At 73.2% G+C, this 18524-nt stretch carries 16 protein-coding genes; 3 read left to right on the forward strand and 13 right to left on the reverse strand.

Annotation, left to right across the window (positions count from 1 at the left end; genetic code table 11):
- Both GSY69_RS06765 and GSY69_RS06770 read right to left on the reverse strand, forming a co-directional pair.
- The gene (locus GSY69_RS06765; protein WP_268526189.1) at positions 1 to 792 is read right to left on the reverse strand and encodes an amino acid ABC transporter permease; all 792 of its coding nucleotides are present in this window, start codon (positions 790 to 792) and stop codon (positions 1 to 3) included.
- Between the two features lie 66 nt (positions 793 to 858).
- A complete protein-coding gene (locus GSY69_RS06770; RefSeq protein WP_160953115.1) occupies positions 859 to 1680 on the reverse strand; it encodes an ABC transporter substrate-binding protein in 822 nt (273 codons plus the stop codon).
- A gap of 241 nt (positions 1681 to 1921) precedes the next feature.
- Between GSY69_RS06770 and GSY69_RS06775 the strand changes: the two genes are divergently transcribed.
- A complete protein-coding gene (locus tag GSY69_RS06775) occupies positions 1922 to 2662 on the forward strand; it encodes a hypothetical protein (RefSeq protein WP_160953116.1) in 741 nt (246 codons plus the stop codon).
- Positions 2663 to 2726: 64 nt separating this feature from the next.
- Here the strand turns inward: GSY69_RS06775 and GSY69_RS06780 are convergent, their stop codons facing one another.
- A complete protein-coding gene (locus tag GSY69_RS06780) occupies positions 2727 to 3329 on the reverse strand; it encodes a TetR/AcrR family transcriptional regulator (RefSeq protein ID WP_160953117.1) in 603 nt (200 codons plus the stop codon).
- Positions 3319 to 5037 (reverse strand): MFS transporter, encoded by a 1719-nt coding sequence (locus GSY69_RS06785; protein ID WP_160953118.1) that lies wholly within the window; start codon positions 5035 to 5037, stop codon positions 3319 to 3321. The genes GSY69_RS06780 and GSY69_RS06785 overlap by 11 nt, the downstream gene beginning before the upstream one ends.
- A 175-nt stretch (positions 5038 to 5212) precedes the next feature.
- Between GSY69_RS06785 and GSY69_RS06790 the strand changes: the two genes are divergently transcribed.
- Positions 5213 to 6499, forward strand: coding sequence for an NRAMP family divalent metal transporter (locus GSY69_RS06790; protein ID WP_160953119.1), 1287 nt, complete (start codon positions 5213 to 5215; stop codon positions 6497 to 6499).
- A 243-nt stretch (positions 6500 to 6742) separates the two neighbouring features.
- Here the strand turns inward: GSY69_RS06790 and GSY69_RS06795 are convergent, their stop codons facing one another.
- The 8 genes from GSY69_RS06795 to GSY69_RS06830 all read right to left on the reverse strand — a co-directional run bounded on the left by GSY69_RS06795 (position 6743) and on the right by GSY69_RS06830 (position 16902).
- Positions 6743 to 7555 carry a GntR family transcriptional regulator gene (locus GSY69_RS06795; RefSeq protein WP_160953120.1) on the reverse strand — a complete coding sequence of 271 codons (813 nt, stop codon included), beginning with the start codon at positions 7553 to 7555 and terminating at the stop codon, positions 6743 to 6745.
- A complete protein-coding gene (locus GSY69_RS06800; RefSeq protein ID WP_160953121.1) occupies positions 7552 to 9390 on the reverse strand; it encodes an acetyl/propionyl/methylcrotonyl-CoA carboxylase subunit alpha in 1839 nt (612 codons plus the stop codon). Before GSY69_RS06800 ends, GSY69_RS06795 begins: the two co-directional genes overlap by 4 nt.
- Positions 9383 to 11143: a 5-oxoprolinase subunit B/C family protein gene (locus GSY69_RS06805; protein WP_328698788.1), complete on the reverse strand. Its 1761-nt coding sequence runs from the start codon at positions 11141 to 11143 to the stop codon at positions 9383 to 9385. Before GSY69_RS06805 ends, GSY69_RS06800 begins: the two co-directional genes overlap by 8 nt.
- On the reverse strand, positions 11140 to 11898 hold the full coding sequence (locus GSY69_RS06810) for a LamB/YcsF family protein (protein WP_160953122.1): 759 nt from the start codon (positions 11896 to 11898) through the stop codon (positions 11140 to 11142). The genes GSY69_RS06805 and GSY69_RS06810 overlap by 4 nt, the downstream gene beginning before the upstream one ends.
- A 230-nt stretch (positions 11899 to 12128) precedes the next feature.
- Complete coding sequence (locus GSY69_RS06815; protein ID WP_160953123.1) at positions 12129 to 12863, reverse strand: LutC/YkgG family protein; 735 nt, start codon at positions 12861 to 12863, stop codon at positions 12129 to 12131.
- A gap of 1 nt (position 12864) precedes the next feature.
- Entirely contained in the window at positions 12865 to 14493 is a 1629-nt protein-coding gene (locus GSY69_RS06820) for a lactate utilization protein B (RefSeq protein ID WP_160953124.1), read from the reverse strand.
- Positions 14490 to 15308 carry a (Fe-S)-binding protein gene (locus tag GSY69_RS06825; protein WP_160953125.1) on the reverse strand — a complete coding sequence of 273 codons (819 nt, stop codon included), beginning with the start codon at positions 15306 to 15308 and terminating at the stop codon, positions 14490 to 14492. The genes GSY69_RS06820 and GSY69_RS06825 overlap by 4 nt, the downstream gene beginning before the upstream one ends.
- A gap of 355 nt (positions 15309 to 15663) precedes the next feature.
- Positions 15664 to 16902, reverse strand: coding sequence for an MFS transporter (locus tag GSY69_RS06830; RefSeq protein WP_160953126.1), 1239 nt, complete (start codon positions 16900 to 16902; stop codon positions 15664 to 15666).
- Between the two features lie 510 nt (positions 16903 to 17412).
- Here GSY69_RS06830 and GSY69_RS06835 point away from each other — a divergent pair.
- Complete coding sequence (locus GSY69_RS06835) at positions 17413 to 18054, forward strand: YitT family protein (protein WP_160953127.1); 642 nt, start codon at positions 17413 to 17415, stop codon at positions 18052 to 18054.
- Between the two features lie 89 nt (positions 18055 to 18143).
- Here the strand turns inward: GSY69_RS06835 and GSY69_RS06840 are convergent, their stop codons facing one another.
- Complete coding sequence (locus GSY69_RS06840) at positions 18144 to 18458, reverse strand: hypothetical protein (protein ID WP_160953128.1); 315 nt, start codon at positions 18456 to 18458, stop codon at positions 18144 to 18146.
- Positions 18459 to 18524: the final 66 nt, after the last annotated feature.

The raw sequence follows: 18524 nt of genomic DNA on the forward strand, positions 1-18524 counted from the left end.
TCACTTCCTCATCTTTGCGGTGCGGGCTTCGAAGCGGCGGGCCAGCCAGCCCAGCGGCAGGGTGATGACGAGGTAGCAGGCGCCGGAGACCACGAGCGGCGTGAGGCCGGCCGAGGGCTCGGTGATCCCGTTCTGCCCGAACAGCGCCAGCTCGTACTGCTTGGCGGAGAGGCCCACGAGGAAGATGAGCGAGGAGTCCTTCGTCATCATGATGATCTCGTTGGTCAGCGGGGGCAGGATGATCCGGAACGCCTGCGGGATGATGATCGAGATCATCGCCCGGGTGTGGGTCATGCCCAGCGAGCGGGCCGCCTCGTACTGCCCGCGCGGCACCGCCTGCAGGCCGGCGCGCAGCGTCTCCGCGATGTAGGCGCTCTCGACGATGCCCAGCGACAACATGACCGTGAGGTAGGTGTTGAGGCTGAAGCCGAATGCGGTGGGAATGCCCAGGCCGAACGCGATGAAGACGATGAGGGCGGGCACGCCGCGGAAGAACTCGATGTAGCCGGTGGCGATCCACCGGTACGGGCCCACGGAGGATATCTTCATGAGGGCCAGGACGATGCCCATGGCCAGCGCCAGCACGAAGCCCAGCGCGGTGTAGATGATGGTGTTCTTCAACGCGATGGTGAGGACACCGGGGAACTGCTCGGCGATGACCTTCGGGTTGAGGAACGCATCGACGAACGTCTTCCAGTCCACCACGACGATGAGGACGATGACGATGATCGCGAAGATCGCGTATTGGATGCCGCGCGAAAGGCGGGCGCGCTGGCGCATGTTCAGTGCCACAGATGCTCCTCGGCATGGTCGAGGCGGCGCTCGCGCTGTGGCGAGCGCCGCCCGGGGCGGTGGGGGTCAGCCTTCCTTGGCCTCGGTGACCTTGGCGGCCTTGCCCACTTCGCCGAACCACTGGTCGACGAGCTTGGAGTAGGACCCGTCGTCCAGCTTGGACTTGAGCATCTCGTTGAAGGAGTCGGCGAGCTTCGTGTTGCCCTTCTTCACGGCGGCGCCGATGAGCTCGCCGGTGCCGAAGTCCTGGACCATCTCGAGGTTGTCGTGGGCCTGGGTGGCCGCGTAGATCGTCGAGATGTTGGCGACGGCGGCGTCGACCTTGCCCGAGGCCATCGCGTTGTTGAGCAGGCCCGTGTCCTTGAACTGGACGGGATCCACACCGTGGTCCTTCGCGTACGCCTCGCCGGTGGTGGCCTTCTGCACGCCCACGGACTTCGACTTCGCATCGTCGAGCGTCTTGATGCCGGAGCCCTTCTTCGTCATCATCGCAAGGTTGTCCTTGAGGTAGATGTCGGTGAAGTCCATCTTCGTCTTGCGCTCGTCCGTGGCGCCCATGCCGGACAGGGCGATGTCGCACTTGCCCGTGTTGAGCGCCACCCCGGACTCGATGGACTCGAACGGCGTGGTGATCGTGTCGAGCTCGACGCCCAGCTTCTTGGCCAGGGCGTCCGCCATGTCGATGTCGAAGCCGACGTTCTCGTTGTCCTTGGTGAACTCGAACGGCTCGTAGGGGATGTCCGAGCACAGGGTCAGCTTGCCCTCGTTGACGAGGTCGGGGCCGTCGGAGTCCCCGCCCTTGCTGTCGCCGCTGTCTGAGCCGCCGCACGCGCTCAGCGCGAGGGTCGCTGCCGCGGCCAGGGCGAGTATCGATACAGAACGCTTCACTGCTGCCTCCAGGGGTGGTCTCGGACTGGTCCCGAGCGCGTGAGTCCAGAATACAGTGGTTCACGTCACAATCCGCCGCCGGTTTCCGCATGAATCCGATGATCGTGCTCGAATCGTGTCCAACGGCCCGAAAGGGCGTTCTCGCCCGGACGGGTGGCCGCATTCGCTGCGCGCGCCCGGACAGCCGGGGCGCCACGGGCCGTCGCTAGACTGGCAGCCAACCGAGCATGAGGGGGAAGCGGTGGCCGAGGAGCCGGAGACCAGGCGGGCGCGCCGACGCGCCCAGCGCTCGCAGCAGCCCAGTGCGGCAGGCGAACCGGACGCGCAGGTCGTGCGCGCCTCGGCGGCGGATGGCCAGGCAGGCCCGGGGCGCGAGGCGGGCACAGGACACGAGGCGGCCCCGGGACCCGAGGCGGGGGCCGAGGACGGTGCGCCCGTCATCCGCGCGGGCTCGACGAGCACGGCGGGGCTGCCCAGCCGCCGCGAGCTGCGCGAGAGCTTCGATCCGGCCGAGCTCAGCCGCGGCCTCGCCCGCTACGCGAACGTGCTGCGCTGGGGCCTGGTCGCCTCCTTCGCCGCGTTCATCGCCCTGGCCGGGGCCTTCGCCTACTGGTGGACGCTGTGGACCGTGGCCGGGGTCGTGCTCATCCTGCTCATCCTGTGGGCTGCGCTCTACGTGGCCGCCCGGCCCGCCCGCGATCCCGTCCGGCCCATCGTCGACCCCATCAAGAACCGGATCGACCGGTGGGCGATCATCCCGTGGATCGGCTTCGGCGTCTCGATCGTCTTCGTCTCGCTCAAGAGCAACGCGCTCGAGGACGGCGGCGCCGGCCTCTGGGCGCTCGTCCCCCTGGTCTTCCTGCTGCTCACCCTGCTGCCCGACGCCCTGTTCGTGCGCACGCTCAACCGCATGTCGTATGACGCGGAGATCGCCGCCGGCGGCCGGGAGGCCGTCGAGGGCGAGCGCTCGCGCCCGCGGTGACGGCCGGATCCCAGGCGCGCTGAGCGCTTCCGCCAGGGTTCCGCGCGGTCGGGGTGTGCCGGGGTCACTCGTGGGGTGACGGCGCCTCCGCCAGCGCGAGCAGGCGGGTGCGGGTGAGCGCGAGCTCCTCGGCGGAGAGGAACACCGAGCCAGCGTTGGCCGCGAGCCCCTCGGCCGCGCAGCGCAGTGCCAGGCCGAGGTCGGTCGGCAGGCCGTCGGCGGCGAAGGCCGCGCGCCAGCGCTGCGCCTCCGCGGCGCTGTGGGCATCAACGAATTCGCCGCTGCCCAGGCTCAGGAGGATCGAGGACGGGAAGAAGACGGCGCGCGTGGCCTCGCTGTCGGAGGCGAGCACGCGGATATAGGCCCGGGTGAACATGCCGGGACGGGCCTCGGAGAGGTCGACGTCTGCGCTCACCTCGTCCCACAGGCGCTCGCCCACGTCCTCGATGAGGGCGGCGTGCAGCGCGGCCCGGGACGGGAAGTGGTGGGTCAGCGCGCCCTTGGAGACCCCCGCCTCGGCGGCGATCGCCGCGAGGCTGACCCCCGAGCCTCGCTCGGCGATGAGCCGACCGGCGGCGGAGATGATGGCCGCGCGGGTGCGCTCGCGGTCCCGGGTGGGCTGCCCGGCGCCCGCGGGGCCGCCGCGGTCCGGCGGCTCATTGCGCATGCGCGCCCCCCTTCGTCGCGGGCCGGGCGCCCGCCGCGGACTGGCTCTCCATCGCGGGCTGGGCCTCCGCCGCGGGCTGGGTTTCCGCTGCGGGATAGGTCGCCACGGTGGACTTGGCTTCCGCTGCGGGACGGGCTTCTGCCGCGGGCCGGGCCTCCGCCGCGGGCTGGGCGAGGGCATCCGCACCCCGTGGCGACGGGATGACCCGCCAGGCCACGACCGCCGCCGCGGCGAGCAGCAGGGCTGCGATGGCGGCCGTCATCTGCATGCCCTGTGTGAACGCCTCCTGGGCGGCCAGCAGCAGCCCGGTGTCCGGCCCGCCCGCGGGGCCCTGGGCGGCCTCCACGGCGGCGGCAAGGGACTCCCGCGCCGCCCGGCCCGCCGCCTCCGGCGTGCCCGCGGGGACGTGCAGGAGACCGCGGTACAGGGCGGTCTGGAGTGAGCCCAGCAGCGCGATGCCCAGGGCGATGCCGAGCTCGAACGAGGTCTCGGAGATCGCCGAGGCCGCCCCCGCCCGGTCCGGCGGGGCAGCGGAGACCACGGCATCGGTCGACAGCGTCATCGCCAGCCCCGTGCCCAGCCCGGTGATCGCCAGCGCGAGGCCCAGCCACGCGTAGGTGTCGCTGCCCTCCGCGATGCCGATCCCCACGAGGCCCGCGGCGCTGAGCAGCAGGCCCGCGGCGATCGCGCGGCCGGCACCCAGCCGGCGCAGCGCCGCGCCCACGATGACGGCGACGGCCATCGAGGCGAGCGTCGCGGGCATCTCCGCGAGCCCCGCCCAGAAGGGGGAGTAGCCGCGCACCAGCTGGAGGTACTGGGAGAAGAAGTAGAGGAAGCCGAAGAAGCCGAGCACGGAGAGCCCGTTGGCGATGACGGCACCGCGGAAGGCAGGGATGGCGAAGAGGGAGAGGTCGAACAGCGGCTGGGCGAGCCGGCGCTGGCGGCGCAGGAACAGCCAGCCGCAGACGACGCCGATCGCCGCAGCCCCGCCTGCGTCCAGGGTGGGTCCGTGCTCGACCACGGCCTTGACCGCGTAGACGAGCGGGACGATCGCGAGGACGGACAGCCCGGCCGAGAGCAGGTCGATGGGCGCGCTGCGCCGGGTCGGGGCGCCGGGCAGCAGGACGGAGCCGGCGACGATGATGAGCGCGACGACGGGCAGGTTGATGAGGAAGACGGATCCCCAGGCGAAGTGCTCGAGCAGGACGCCGCCCACGAGCGGGCCCACCGCCCCGCCCGCCATGGCCCCCGCCGACCACAGGGCCACCGCGCGGGTGCGTAGGGCGGCGTCCGGGAAGAGCGCGCGGATGAGGGAGAGGGTCGAGGGCATGAGCGTCGAGCCCGCCAGGCCCAGGAGCGCCCGCGCGAGGATGAGCAGCCCGGCGGTGGGTGCGAAGGCCGCCAGCAGGGAGGCGAGCCCGAATGCCGCGCTGCCCACCAGCAGCAGGCGCTTGGCGCCGAAGCGGTCGGCCAGGTTGCCCATCGTGATGAGGAGCCCGGCCAGCACGAACGAGTAGATGTCGCCGATCCAGAGCACCTGGGCCGCGGTGGGCGCCAGATCGCGGCTGAGGGCGGGCAGGGCCAGGTAGAGCACGGTGCCGTCGATCGCGAGCAGGGTGACCGCCAGGATGAGGACGGCCAGCGCCGCGCCCCGGCGGGCACCGATGCGCGTGTCCGCCGCGGCGGCGGGCGGATTCGGTGCGGTCATACCCCGAGGGTACGAACCAAATGGTTTGTTGTCCAGTCTAATTGGTTCACATCGACACGGGGTGCTGCAGGCGGTGCGCCGGGAGTAGGGGGATTGTTCAACAATCGCTTGCGCACCGCGTGTGATCTGGCCTACATTTGGCTCACCGCCTCGCCCCCCTATCGGAAGCCCCGCCATGACTGACGCCCCCTCCGAGCCCCAGGGCACCGAGCCCCAGGGCTCTGCGCCCCAGAGCTCCGCCGCCGAGCCCGCCTCCCCGGACACCGCCGCGGGCCTGGCCAGCAGCCGCAGGCTCACGATGATCGGCGCCATGTTCCTCATGGCGACGAGCGCGATCGGCCCCGGCTTCATCACCCAGACCTCCGTGTTCACGGTCCAGATGGGGGCGGCGTTCGCATTCGCGATCCTCATCTCCGTCCTCGTCGACATCGCCATCCAGCTCAACGTGTGGCGGGTGATCGGCGTGAGCGGCCTGCGCGCCAACGAGCTGGGCAACCGCGTGCTGCCGGGCCTCGGGTGGGTCCTCGCCGTCTTCGTGTTCGTGGGCGGGCTCATCTTCAACATCGGCAACGTGGGCGGCACCGGGCTGGGCCTCAACGCGATGCTCGGGCTCGATCCCAAGATCGGCGGCGCGATCTCCGCGCTCGTGGCGATCGCGATCTTCGTCTCCAAGCGCGCGGGCGTGGCGCTCGACCGCATCGTCGCCGTGCTCGGCGCGCTCATGATCGCGCTCATGCTCTACGTCGCGATCGTCTCGCAGCCCCCGCTGGGCCAGGCGCTGGCCAACACCGTGGCCCCCGAGCACGTGGACTTCCTCGTCATCACCACGCTCATCGGCGGCACGGTGGGCGGCTACATCACGTTCGCCGGCGCCCACCGGATGGTCGATTCGCGCGTCACCGGGATCGAGCACATCCGCGATATCACCCGCGCCTCGGTCATGGGCATCATCGTCACCTGCATCATGCGCGTGCTGCTGTTCCTCGCCATCCTGGGCGTGGTCGCCGGCGGCGTCCACCTGGCCGGGCAGAACATCGCCGCGGACGCCTTCGAGGCCGCCGCGGGGCAGATCGGCCTGCGGTTCTTCGGCGTCGTCCTCTGGGCCGCCTCGGTCACCTCCGTCATCGGCGCCTCGTACACCTCCGTGAGCTTCGTGACGAAGCAGTCGACCTCGCCGCGGGTGCGCAATGGGCTCACGATCGCGTTCATCGTCGTGGCCACGGCCGTCTACCTGGTGCTCAACCAGACCCCGCAGACGCTCCTCATCTTCGCCGGCGCAGTCAACGGCCTCATCCTCCCGCTGGGCTTCTTCGTCGTGCTGTGGGTGGCCTGGCGCCGCCGCGACCTGCTGGGCGGCTACCGCTATCCGCTCTGGCTGCTCATCCTGGGCGCGGCCGTGTGGCTGCTGACGATCTACCTGGGCTGGAATTCGGTGGCCGGCATCGCAAAGCTCTGGGCCTAGTTCCCCTGCCCACCGCCGAGGTGCGGGCCGGCCGGGTGCTTCCCGCGCCTCGGCGGCGGGCGGGCGCTGCCCGCCCTCTGGGTCGGCGCGCTGCTGCCCGCACCGCGGGCGCGCGGCAGCGGCACGGCCCGTGTGGCCGAGACCGCCTCGGGACTGTCTGCCCAGCACGGCCGTCCCAGTGCCGCCACCCCGGTGCCGCCACCCCGGTGCCGCCGCCTTCGTGCTGCCGTCCCGCCGCCGGCCTCAGCGGCCGGGCGGGGCGGGCGGATCGCCGAGTGCGCCGAGTTCTGCGCGCGCATCGTCGAGGTAGGCGCGCATCGATGCCGCAGCGCCCGCCCGGTCGCCGCGCTCGAGCAGTTCGACGACGCGCAGGTTGCCCTCGGCGAAGCGCGCGTGGAACTGGTCCTCGAGCCGGCTGGCGCGGGCGAACGCCAGGCGCATGAGCGCGGAGACGCGCCGCATGAGCGCATCGGCGTGGCGCGAGCCGGCGGCGGCGACGATCGCGGTGTGGAAGTCCTGGTTGGCCGCGGCCGTGCCCACGTGGTCGCCCGCGCTGCGGGCCGCCAGACCGCGCTCGACGATCGCGCGCAGGCCCGCGGTGTCGAGGCCGTCCGCCCACTGCAGGGCGCCGGCCTCGAGGAGGATGCGCAGGCGGTAGATCTCCGCGATCTCCCGCTGCGTGGGCTCGGCGACGAAGACCCCGCGGTGGGGGATCCGCTCGACGAGGCCGTCGGCGGCCAGTGCTGCGAACGCCTCGCGCAGGGTGTTGCGCGACACGCCCAGGCGGGCTGCCAGCGCCACCTCGCTGAGCTTGTCGCCCACGCTCAGCTGCCCGCCGGCGATGAGGCCCATGAGCTCGGCGTGCGCTCGGCTGCGGGCCGTCCCGTCCTCCGCGCCGCGGTCCTCGGTGTTGCGGTCCTCGGTGCTCCGGTCAGCCGCGCCCCCGTCTGCCGTGCCCCCGTTCTCCGCGGCCCCGGTGCATGCGGTGTGCGCGATGGGTGCGGAGCTTCGCTGCCCACCGTCGGCTCCCGCGGCCGCGGTGCCCGCGTGCCTCATGCGAGCTCCGCGAGCACCTGGCCCGCGGCCACCTCGTCGCCCTTGGCCAGGTCGCGCAGCCGCACGGTGCCGGCGGCCGGGGCGAGCGCCTCGGATTCCATCTTCATCGCCTCGATGACCGCGACCGCCTGGCCCGCCTCGACCTCATCGCCGTCCGAGACGGAGAACGCCACGAACGAACCGGCGTAGGGGCTCGTGACGGCGGTCTCGGATGCCTGCGCCCCGGAGTCCTCCCCACCTGCGGCGCCACCCCCGTTGCCCCCGAACTGCGCGCGATCGGATTGCACACCCCCGGCGCCCTCGCCCGCGCCACCGGCCGGGCCGCTGCGCCCGGCCAGCAGCGCCAGCGCCTCGGCGGGCAGGGCGATCTCCCGGCGGCGGCCGTCGATCTCGATGCCGAAGCGGCGCAGCTGCGCCCCGCCGTGCGCGGGCAGGACCGCCCCGGCGGCGCGGTCGGTCATGCGCTCCTGCGCCGCCTCGTCCTCCGCGAAGTCCGTCTCGATCCACCGGGTGTGCACGGCGAAGCCGTCCTCGGCCGTGAAGTCCGGATGCTCGAGCACGGCGGCATCGAAGGGCACCACGGTGGCCACGCCCTCGATGACGAGTTCGTCGAGGGCCGCCCGGGCGCGGCTCAGCGCCTGCTGCCGGTCCGCGCCCACGACGATGAGCTTGGCCATGAGGGAGTCGTAGGCACCGGGGACCTCCGAACCGGTCCGGACCCCGGAGTCCATCCGGATGCCGGGGCCCGTGGGCGCCTCGAAGCGCGTGACGGTCCCGGGGGAGGGGACGAAGCCGTGCACGGCATCCTCGGCGTTGAGCCGGAACTCCAGCGCGTGGCCGCGCGGCGCTGGCGCCTCGGAAACGGAGAGCGGCTCGCCCGCGGCGATGCGCAGCTGCTCGGCCACGAGGTCGACCCCGCTCGTCTCCTCCGTGACCGGGTGCTCCACCTGCAGGCGGGTGTTGACTTCGAGGAACGAGATCGTGCCGTCCTCGCCCACGAGGAACTCGACGGTCCCGGCGCCCACGTAGCCCGCCGCCTCGCACACGGCGACCGCGCCGGCGCGCAGCCGCTCCTCCTGCTCCGCGGTGAGGAACGGTGCGGGGGCCTCCTCGATGAGCTTCTGGTTGCGCCGCTGCAGCGAGCAGTCGCGCAGCCCCACGACCACGGTGTGCCCGTGCTCATCGGCGAGGATCTGCGCCTCGACGTGGCGGGGCCGGTCGAGGAACTTCTCCACGAAGCACTCCCCGCGCCCGAACGCCGCCTCGGCCTCGCGCTGGGCGGCGATGAACGAGGACTCGATGGAATCGAGCGAGCGGGCGACCTTGAGCCCGCGCCCACCGCCGCCGAAGGCCGCCTTGATCGCGATCGGCAGGCCGTGCTCCTGGGCGAAGTCGCGGGCGTCCTCCCAGCTCTCGACGGGCCCGTCGCTGCCGGGAGCCAACGGCGTCCCCACCGAGGCCGCGAGCTCGCGGGCGCGCACCTTGTTGCCCAGCGCCTCGATCGTCTCCGCGCGGGGGCCGACCCACGTGAGGCCGGCCCGTTCGACCGCGCGGGCGAAGTCCGCGTTCTCCGACAGGAACCCGTAGCCGGGGTGGACGGCATCCGCGTGGGCCCGCCGCGCGGCGTCGAGGAGTGCCTCGATGCTCAGGTAGGTCTCCGCGGGGCTGGTGCCGGGCAGGGCGAGGGCCTCGTCGGCCAGCCGGGTGTGGACGGCGTCCGCATCCGGGTCGGCGTAGACCGCAATCGAGGTCAGCCCCGCATCGCGAAGCGCGCGCACGATGCGCACGGCGATCTCCCCGCGGTTGGCGATGAGGACGCGGCTGAGTTCAGCCATGGTCGGGCTCCTTCGGTGGGGCGAGCGCGAAGCGCAGCGCGGTTCCGGGCGCCGCCTGCGCGGCAATGGGCAGATCGGCGGTGATGACGGTGGCGATGACGGGATAGCCGCCGGTGACGGGGTGGTCGGCGAGGAACACGACCGGCTGGCCGCTGGGCGGTACCTGCACGGAGCCGAAGACCATGCCCTCGCTGAGCAGCTCGCCCTCGCGCGCCCGCTTGAGCGGGCGCTCGCCCTCCAAGCGCAGGCCCACCCGGTTCGAGCGCTCCGTGACCGTCCATGCACCGGCCGTGAGCGCCTCGAGGGCGGCGGGCTCGAACCAGTCCGCGCGGGGCCCGGGGATGACGCGCAGCACGGCCTCGCGCAGGGTGGTGGGCTCGGGGTCGCCCGCCGCGCTGAGCCCGCACCCCGGGTTCGGCGAGGCGCCCGCCGGGTCCGCGGCCCCGCCCGGTGCGCTGGCGGCGGGAATGGGGGCGCGCAGCTCATCACCGGCCGCAAGCGGGGGCGGGCCCAGACCGGAGAGCACGTCCGAGGCGCTCGAGCCCAGCGTGCGGGGAAGGTCGAAGCCGCCGCGCAGCGCCAGGTAGGCGCGCATCCCGGCGCTGGGCCGGCCGAGTGACAGGCGTGCGCCCGCGGGCACCGCGAAGGGGGCGCACAGCGGCATGCGGTGGACGGCGCCGTCGTACTTGACGTCGATCGGGCACTGCGCGCCGGTGACCGCCAGCGCGCAGTCGGCCAGCGCGGTGGCGGTGAGGCCGCCCAGCAGGATCTCGATGGCGGGCGTGCCCTCCGGGTTGCCCACCAGGCGGTTGGCCTGGGCGAAGGCCTCCCGGTCCGCGGCCCCCGAGCGGGAGACGCCCTGATCGCCCAGGCCGGCCCGGCCGGCGTCCTCGCTGAGCGCCTGCAGCCCGGGGGACTCGATGCGCAGGACGCGCGAGCCGGGCTGCGGCCGGGCGGCGGGCGCCTCGGCGGGGGGCGCGGCAGCCGAAGGAGTGGGGGAGGTGCCGGAGGCGGTGGCGGCAGGGCCATGCGCGGCCTGGGACGCCGGCTCCGCGGGCTGGGCCCCGGCCGCCGGCTCCGCGGTCTGCGGGCGGTCCCCGGTGTCCGCGGCGGCTCGAGTGCCTGCGGTGGCCTGGGCGCGCACCGCCCGGTAGCGCACCCGGTCGCCGGGCGCGATGAGGGCGGGCGGGGTGCGGTCGGGGTCGAAGAGCCGAGCGTCCGTGCGGCCGATGAGCTGCCAGCCGCCGGGCGAGGCGGTGGGGTACACGGCGGAGAATGCGCCCGCCAGGCCCACGGAGCCCGCGGGCACGCGCGTGCGCGGCTCGTCCCGGCGCGGGGTCTCCCAGCCGCCATCGGGTGCATCGCAGTAGACGAAGCCGGGCGCGAAGCCCGCGAACGCCGCGCGCCAGGCCTGGCGGGTGTGGCGCTCGATGAGCGCCTCGGTGCCGATCCTCAGGGCATCGGCGGCGACCTGGAGGTCCTCGCCGTCGTAGACGACGTTGATGGCAATCTCCCGGCCCTCGGGAGCGTGTGCGGCGTCGACGTCGAGTGCGCGCAGGCACTCGGCCCCGCTCGCCGCGGACCGCGGGGTCTCGAAGCGCACGAGGACCGTGGCCGCGGCCGCGACGGCCTCGACCTGGCCGGGCAGCGGTTGGGCGGTCAGGGCGGCGTGCGCGGCCATGACGGCGTCGATCGAGCCCAGCTCCACGAGCAGCGCGCGGTCGCCGGCGGGCAGCACCGCCCGGGGCCTCACGCGAAGCTCCGGACCTGCACGCCGGCCTCCTCGAGCCCCGCGCGGACGCGACGGGAGAGCTCGACGGAGTCGGGCGAGTCGCCGTGGACGCACACGGACTCCGCGCTCAGGCGGATGACGCTGCCGTCCACGGCCTCGAGGGTGCCGTCTGTGGCCAGGCGCACCACGCGGTCGGCCGCGGCCTGCGGATCGGCGATCACGGCACCGGGCTGCGTGCGGGGGACGAGCGTGCCCTCGGGGGTGTAGCCGCGGTCGGCGAAGGCCTCCGCGACGGCCCGGATGCCGGCCGCCTCGGCCAGGCCGATCGCGACGGAGCCCGGCAGCAGGAGGAGCGCGAGACCACCGCCGAAGGCGCGCACGGCGTCGACGACCGCCCGGGCCTGCTCCTCGTCGTGGACGATGCGGTTGTACAGGGCACCGTGCGGCTTGACGTAGGACACGCGGGTGCCGGCCGCGCGGGCCAGCGTGTCGAGCGCGCCGAGCTGGTAGAGCAGCTCATCGGCGAGCTGGGCCGCGTCGTAGTCGATGGCGCGGCGGCCGAAGCCGGCGGGGTCGTTGTACGAGGGGTGGGCGCCGACGGCCACGCCCCGCTCGGCGGCGGCGGCCAGGGTGCGGCGCAGCAGGTGCGGCTCGCCGGCGTGGTAACCGCAGGCCACATTGGCGCTCGTGACGATGTCGAGCACCGCCGCGTCGTCGGCCAGCGGGAAGCCCGCGACGGACTCGCCCAGGTCGGAGTTGAGGTCGATCGTGGTCATGCACCCTCCTCGTGGATTGTTGAACAATCCTAGCGCGAGGCGGGAGGCCTGTCGAGACGTGGATCACATTTTCCGGAGGGCGGACCGGGAACCGAACCGGGCCGGTCGGCGAACCGGCCCGGACCGGGAATCGAGCCGAACCGCCCGGGCCCGGCCGGGGCACGGTCTCGGTGGCCTGCCCCGACGTCGCCTCAGGCCACCCGACCAAGCGACCGGTTCAAGCCACCGGCTCAGGCGCTGTCCCGAGGGTCGGCCTGGGCGGCCGCCTGTGTCCCGGCATGCGCCTCGGGCTCGTCCTCGTCGACGACGATGACGACGTCGAGCCGGCGCGGGCCGTGCACTCCGGCCACGCGCTCGAATTCGATGTCGACGGTGGCCGAGGGGCCCGAGGCCCACGTCTGCGGCGCGGTGGACAGCCCGGCCTCCTGCAGGCGGGCCACCGCCTGGGGCACGATCTCCACGATGTCCGCCGCGCGCACCACGCACACGTGGTGGTCCGGCACGAGGGTGATCACCCGTCGCCCGCAGTGAGGGCCGGAGAGGCAGATCGTGCCGGTGTCGGCGATCGCGGTGGTCGAGCCGGTGACGACGGCGCCCACCGCGTTGAGCACGTCGACGGGCTGCGGCTCCTCGCGCGAGTCGGTGAGGACCCTGCCGGCAAACTCGCCCACCCAGGCGCGGTCGAGGTCGGCGGGGATGACGATGTCGTCGGCCTCGTCCAGCAACCGCGCCACCGTCGCGGGGAGCTCGGCCGCGCTCACCCGCGCGACGCCCGCGTTGTAGTCGGCCAGCCGGTCGGCGAAGATCTCGATGAGCCGCTCCGTGCTCAGGTCCGAGGCGGTGCGATAGGCGTGGGGCACCTCGGGCGCGGGGGCGGTGATCGGCACATAGCCCTCCGCATTGAGCCGGCCGGTGCGGCCCAGGCTCGAGGAGATGCGCTCGAGGATGACACTGCGCGCGTCCACGTCAGGACTCCTTCGTCTCGTGCTGGTTCTCGGACCGCGGGGCCGGGCCCGCCTCCGGGGCGGGCTCGGCGCCCGAGCGGGCCTCGAAGCGGCGGAACTGCGCGCGGTCGCGGGCCTCGCGGCGCTCCTCGCGCGCCTCCTCGCGGTGCTCGGCGCTCCACCACGAGCGGAAGGACTGCCGCGGCGGGCGCGGGATCGTGCGCGAGGAGGTCCAGGCGCCGGCGATGCCGGGCAGGCTGCGGATGCCGGCCTTGGGGGAGAGGAGCTTGGCGAGCGGCAAGCCCTTCTCCATGAGCGCCATGCGGCGGCCATCGGACATGAGCCACGAAGCGCCGGTGAGCGCGACGTCGAGCTGCGTCTTCGGCAGACGGCCGTGCTCGGACTCCTTGACGACGTTGCCCTCGTTGCGCAGCCGCACGAGCATCTGCGGGATGTCGATCTTGACGGGGCAGGCGTCGAAGCACGCCCCGCACAGGCTGGAGGCATAGGGCAGCGTGCTGTTCTCCTCGGCGTCCGTGCCGGTCAGCAGGGGCGTGAGGATGGCGCCGATCGGGCCCGGGTAGACCGAGCCGTATGCGTGCCCGCCCGTGCGCTCGTAGACGGGGCAGACGTTCATGCACGCCGAGCAGCGGATGCAGCGCAGGGCCTGGCGCCCGTGCTGGTCGGCCAGCGCGCGGGTGCGCCCGTTGTCCAGGAGGACCACGTGGACGTTGCGGGGGCCGTCGCCGGGGGTGACGCCGGTCCAGAAGGACGAGTACGGGTTCATCCGCTCACCGGTCGACGAGCGCGGCAGCAGCTGCATGAACACGCCCAGGTCGTCGATCGTGGGCAGCAGCTTCTCGATGCCCATGACGGTGATGAGGGTCTCCGGCAGCGTCACGCACATGCGGCCGTTGCCCTCGGATTCGACGACGGAGAGCGTGCCGGTCTCCGCGATGCCGAAGTTGGCCCCGGAGATCGCGACCTTCGTCGTGAGGAACTTCTTGCGCAGGTGCTTGCGGCTGGCCTCGGCGAGCTCGCGCGGCTCCGTGCCCAGGTTCGGGTCCGCGTCCTCCATGCCGCGCAGGAAGATCTGGCGGATCTCGTGGCGGTTGCGGTGGATGGCGGGCACGAGGATGTGGCTGGGCTTGTCGTGGCCGAGCTGGACGATGAGCTCCGCGAGGTCGGTCTCGTAGGCATCGATGTCGTGGTCTTCGAGGTACTCGTTGAGCCCGATCTCCTGCGTGGCCATCGACTTGACCTTGATGACCTCGCGCCGGCCGTCCTCATTGAGCGGCGCACTGTCCTCGACGAGGCCGCGGACGATCGCGTTGGCCTCCTGCGCATCGCGCGCCCAGTGGACGGTGCCGCCGGCGGCGGTGAAGGCCGCCTCGAACTGGGTGAGCAGCTCCGGCAGGCGGGCCAGCACGACGTCCTTGGCCGCGGCCCCGGAGTCGCGCAGGTCCTCCCAGTCGCCCAGCTCGGCCACCCGGGCCGCGCGCTTCGTGCGGATGGCGGTCGTGGCCTTCGTGAGGTTGGTGCGCAGCTGCACATTGCCCAGCTCGTGCTGGGCGACCTGCGGGAACGGCGCGCGCTCGAACAGGTTGCCGGTGCCGGGCACGGTGGGCATGCCGATGAAGGTGGTGCTCATCGCAGCGCACCCCCGCTCACGAGCTCCTCGTTGAGAATGAGCGGGTGCTCCCGGGTGGCGGCGAGCACGCGCGCGAAGTGCACGGTGGCCGGGGGCGTGGCCTGCGCGGGCAGCAGCTCGTGGCGGCGCTGCAGGCCGCCGCCGATGTGCATGAGGCACGAGGCGTCGCCGCCGGAGCACACGCTGGCGCCGGTGTTGATGAGCGCCTCGACCTTGTCCGTGAGCATCGCAGTGGAGACCTGCGGGTTCTTCACGGAGAACGTCCCGCCGAAGCCGCAGCAGGCGTCCCAGTTCTCCGGGCTCACGACGACGGCCCCCTCGACCGTCTGCAGGAGGTCGGACTGGCGATCGCCCAGGCGCAGCAGGCGCATGCCGTGGCACGAGGGGTGGTAGGCGATGGTGTGGGGGAAGTACGAGCCCAGCTGGGCGGCGGCGTCCGTGACGCCCAGGACGTCGGTGAGCAGCTGGCTGAGCTCGTAGGTGCGCCCGGCCACCTGTGTGGCCCGGGAGGCGAGGTCCTCGTCGCCCATGTACTCCGCGATCATGGGGTGCTGGTGGCCCAGGGAGGCGACGCAGGAGCCGCTCGGTGCCACGGCGTAGTCGAAGTCCGCGTCCTCGAAGGCCTCCACGTGGTTCTTCACGACGGGGTAGGCCTGTGCGAACTTGCCCGAGTTGATGTGCATCTGGCCGCAGCAGGCCTGCCGCTCCGGGAACGTCACGGTGTGGCCCAGACGCTCGAGGATGGACACGGTTGCCTTGGCGACCTCCGGGTACATCGCGTCGACGATGCACGTGGCGAACAGCGCGATCCGCACCGGTGCCTCCTTAGGGAGAGGGGATAGTGCGCACACCGTACGCCCGGCGGACGCCGCGGCCCGCCTCGCACGGCCACGGTCCCCGGGCGCCTGCGGCGCGGCGATCCGTACCGCAGGCGCCCCGGGGGTGGTCTACGGGGTGCGCGGCAGCAGTCCGTGACCGCCGCGTGCGGCGAATCCGCGCGGATCGCGGGCCTCGACCGCGCCCTGTCCGGGTGCGCTGCGGACTGGCATTGGGTGCCGTCCGGGCCCGAGGCGCGGCCCGGCTCCGGTGTGGGCGCGCGGCTCCGCTCGGGCAATTAGCGCACGGCCGCGACGCGAAATTCTGCGCTGCCGGATGGGGCCGCGGGGGAGTTCAGGCGGGCGCCTCGGACGCGGGGGCGGCGGCGCCGGTGTCGACGATCTGGCGCTCGGAGCGCCCGCGGGTCGCCACGGCGACCAGCGTGACGGCCAGGCCCACGACGGACAGGCCCGCGCCCACGAGGGCGGGGGCGCGGTAGCCCCAGCCGGCGTCGATGACGACGCCGCCCAGGAAGGCGCCCAGTGCGTTGGCGAAGTTGAACGCCGCATGGTTCATTGCGGCGGACAGGGAGGGCGCGTCGCGGGTGTCGCGCAGCAGGCGCACCTGGAGCGCGGAGGTGAAGATGGAGCCGCCGATGCCCATGAGGAACAGGAGGACGAGGGCCACGGGGGTGAGCTGGAGGAAGAGTCCCAGGCACAGCAGGATCGCGCCCAGGGCCGCGATGCCCGCGAGCGCGGTGCGGTCGATCGACCGGTCGACGAGCGGGCCCACGATGAGCGAGCCGGCCGTCATGCCAACGCCGTAGCACACGAGCACCCAGGGCATCGCGGACTCGGGCACCCCGGCGATCTGCGTCATCGCGGGGGAGATGAACGTGTAGACGGCGAACATCCCGCCGAAGCCCACGGAGCCCGCGACGAGCGTGAGGATGACCTGCGGCCGCTTGAGAGTGCGCAGCTCGCCGCGCATCGAGGGCGCCTGCGCCGCTGGGGCCGAGCGCGGCACGAGGAGGAGCACGAGGACGAGCGTGATGAGGCCGATGCCGGCGACGAGGCCGTAGGCCGTCCGCCAGCCCCAGGCCGCGCCCATCGCGGCGGCCGCGGGCACGCCGAAGATGTTGGCCACGGTCAGCCCCAGCATGACGCGGGCCATCGCGGTGCCCTTGCGCGCCGGATCCACGAGCGTCGAGGCCACGACCGCGGCCACGCCCAGGAAGGCACCGTGCGGCAGGCCGGTGACGAAGCGGGCCAGCAGCAGCGTGCCCATGGTGGGCGCGAGCGTCGAGCCGACGCTGCCGATGACGAAGACCGCCACGAGCAGCAGCAGCAGTGCTTTGCGGTCCAGCCGTGCGGTCAGCGTTGTGATGAGCGGGGCGCCCACGACCACGCCGATCGCGTAGAGCGAGACCGCGTGGCCCGCCTCCGTGATGGAGGCGCCCAGGCCGTCCGCGATGTAGGGCAGCAGGCCCATCGTGGCGAATTCGGCCGTGCCGATGCCGAATGCCCCGGTGGCCAGGGCGAAGATCGCCAGGCGCGCCTGCGCGCTGGCGGTGGCCGGGCGGTCTGCGGTCATGGCGGTGCCTTTCGGGATGGGCGGCAGGAGACAGTGGGCGGTGAGGCGGGGCGATCGGCGGGGACGGCGGAAGTGCGGGTCGGCGACGGTGCGGTGTGCGCGGCGGTGCGGTGTGCGCGGCCGCGCGGGGAGGCTCGCGGTGCTCGGTGCGCGAGGAGCGCGGTCCGCGCCGAGGTGCGGGTGCAGGTGCGGTGGTGGCGTCCCGCCGGACGAGTTCGGGCCGGAAACCGAGCTGGGCCCGGAAACGCAGATCGGGCGATGGGGTGGTCCCATCGCCCGCATCGGCAGCCGCCGCGGCTCGGGACCGCGGCGGAGCGCCCAGTCTAGGGCGGTGCGGCCAGAGCCCTCAAGGCGCGGGGGGCTGTGGGCGTTTGAAACGCATCACACTGGGCGCGCGCTCGGCCCGATCGGCCACCGCGTGCGCCGCCGCGGCATTAGGATCGGCTGGCGGACCGGGCCGGGGATTCCGGCCCGCTGGTGGAGCGCGCGCGGCGCGGGGAGGCACGGCGGATGAGCGAGGCGGCGGCGGCCGAGGAGGCCCAGGGGTATGAGGCGCCCGGGGTGCGGCACCGGTGGTATGAGAACCTCATCGGCCTGGCCACCGGCCTGTTCCTGTCCTCGCTGGGCGTCTTCTTCCTCCATTCCGCCCACGCCGTCACGGGCGGTACGGCGGGCCTGAGCCTGCTCGTCTCCTACCTGGTTCCGCTGCCCATCGGCGTGCTGTTTCCCCTGGTCAACGTGCCGTTCTTCGCGCTTGCCCTGTGGAAGAAGGGCTGGCAGTTCACGCTGCGCACGTTCGTGTGCGTCACGCTCGTGGGCATCATGGCCGATCTGCACGGCCTCTTCGTCCACCTGGGCTCGCTCCAGCCCGTCTACGGCACGATCGCCGGCAACCTGCTCGCCGGGGTGGGCCTGCTCATCCTCTTCCGCCACGGCGCCAGCCTGGGCGGGGTGAACATCCTCGCGCTGCTCCTGCAGGAGCGCCTGGGCTGGAATGCCGGGGCCGTGCAGATGTGCTGCGACATCGTCATCGTGGGCGCCTCGTTCTTCGTGGCGGGGCTGCCCACGATGCTCGTCTCCGCGCTGGGCGCGGTCGTCATGAACATCGTCATCGCGTTCAACCACCGGCCCGGCCGCTACATGGGCTACTGAGGGGGCCGCGCCGCCGCGTCCCGTGGTTCGGTGTCCCTCGGCGACCCTGCGGAATCCCCCTGGAGACCCCGCGGAGTGGAAGGCCGGCCTCAGCCGCGCTTCGAATCCGACATGAGCCACGCGGCGCCGGCGCTCGCCGCGGTGACGGTGAGCACCGCGGGCCAGGCACCGATCTTCTTGGCCAGCGGGTGCGAGAGGCCGAATCCAAGCAGGTACGTCGCGGCCAGCGCGGTCGCCACCGCGGGGCCGGACTTCTTGAGCCACGTGCGGCCGGCGTAGGCGCCGGCGGCGGCGAGTACGGCGCCGCCCAGCGGGCGGTTGAGGGTTTCGCGGGCCGTCAGATAGCCGCCCAGCAGGCCGAGTGCGACGACGGGGGCGGTGGAGACCTCTGCAGCATTCTTCATGGCATCGATCGTAGTGGCGTCCGCGCCGGATGCGCCGCCCGGCCGCGGCTTGTCTTGCCATGTGGT

Origin of the sequence: Brevibacterium rongguiense (assembly GCF_009857845.1) — a bacterium.
Lineage (GTDB): Bacteria > Actinomycetota > Actinomycetes > Actinomycetales > Brevibacteriaceae > Brevibacterium > Brevibacterium rongguiense.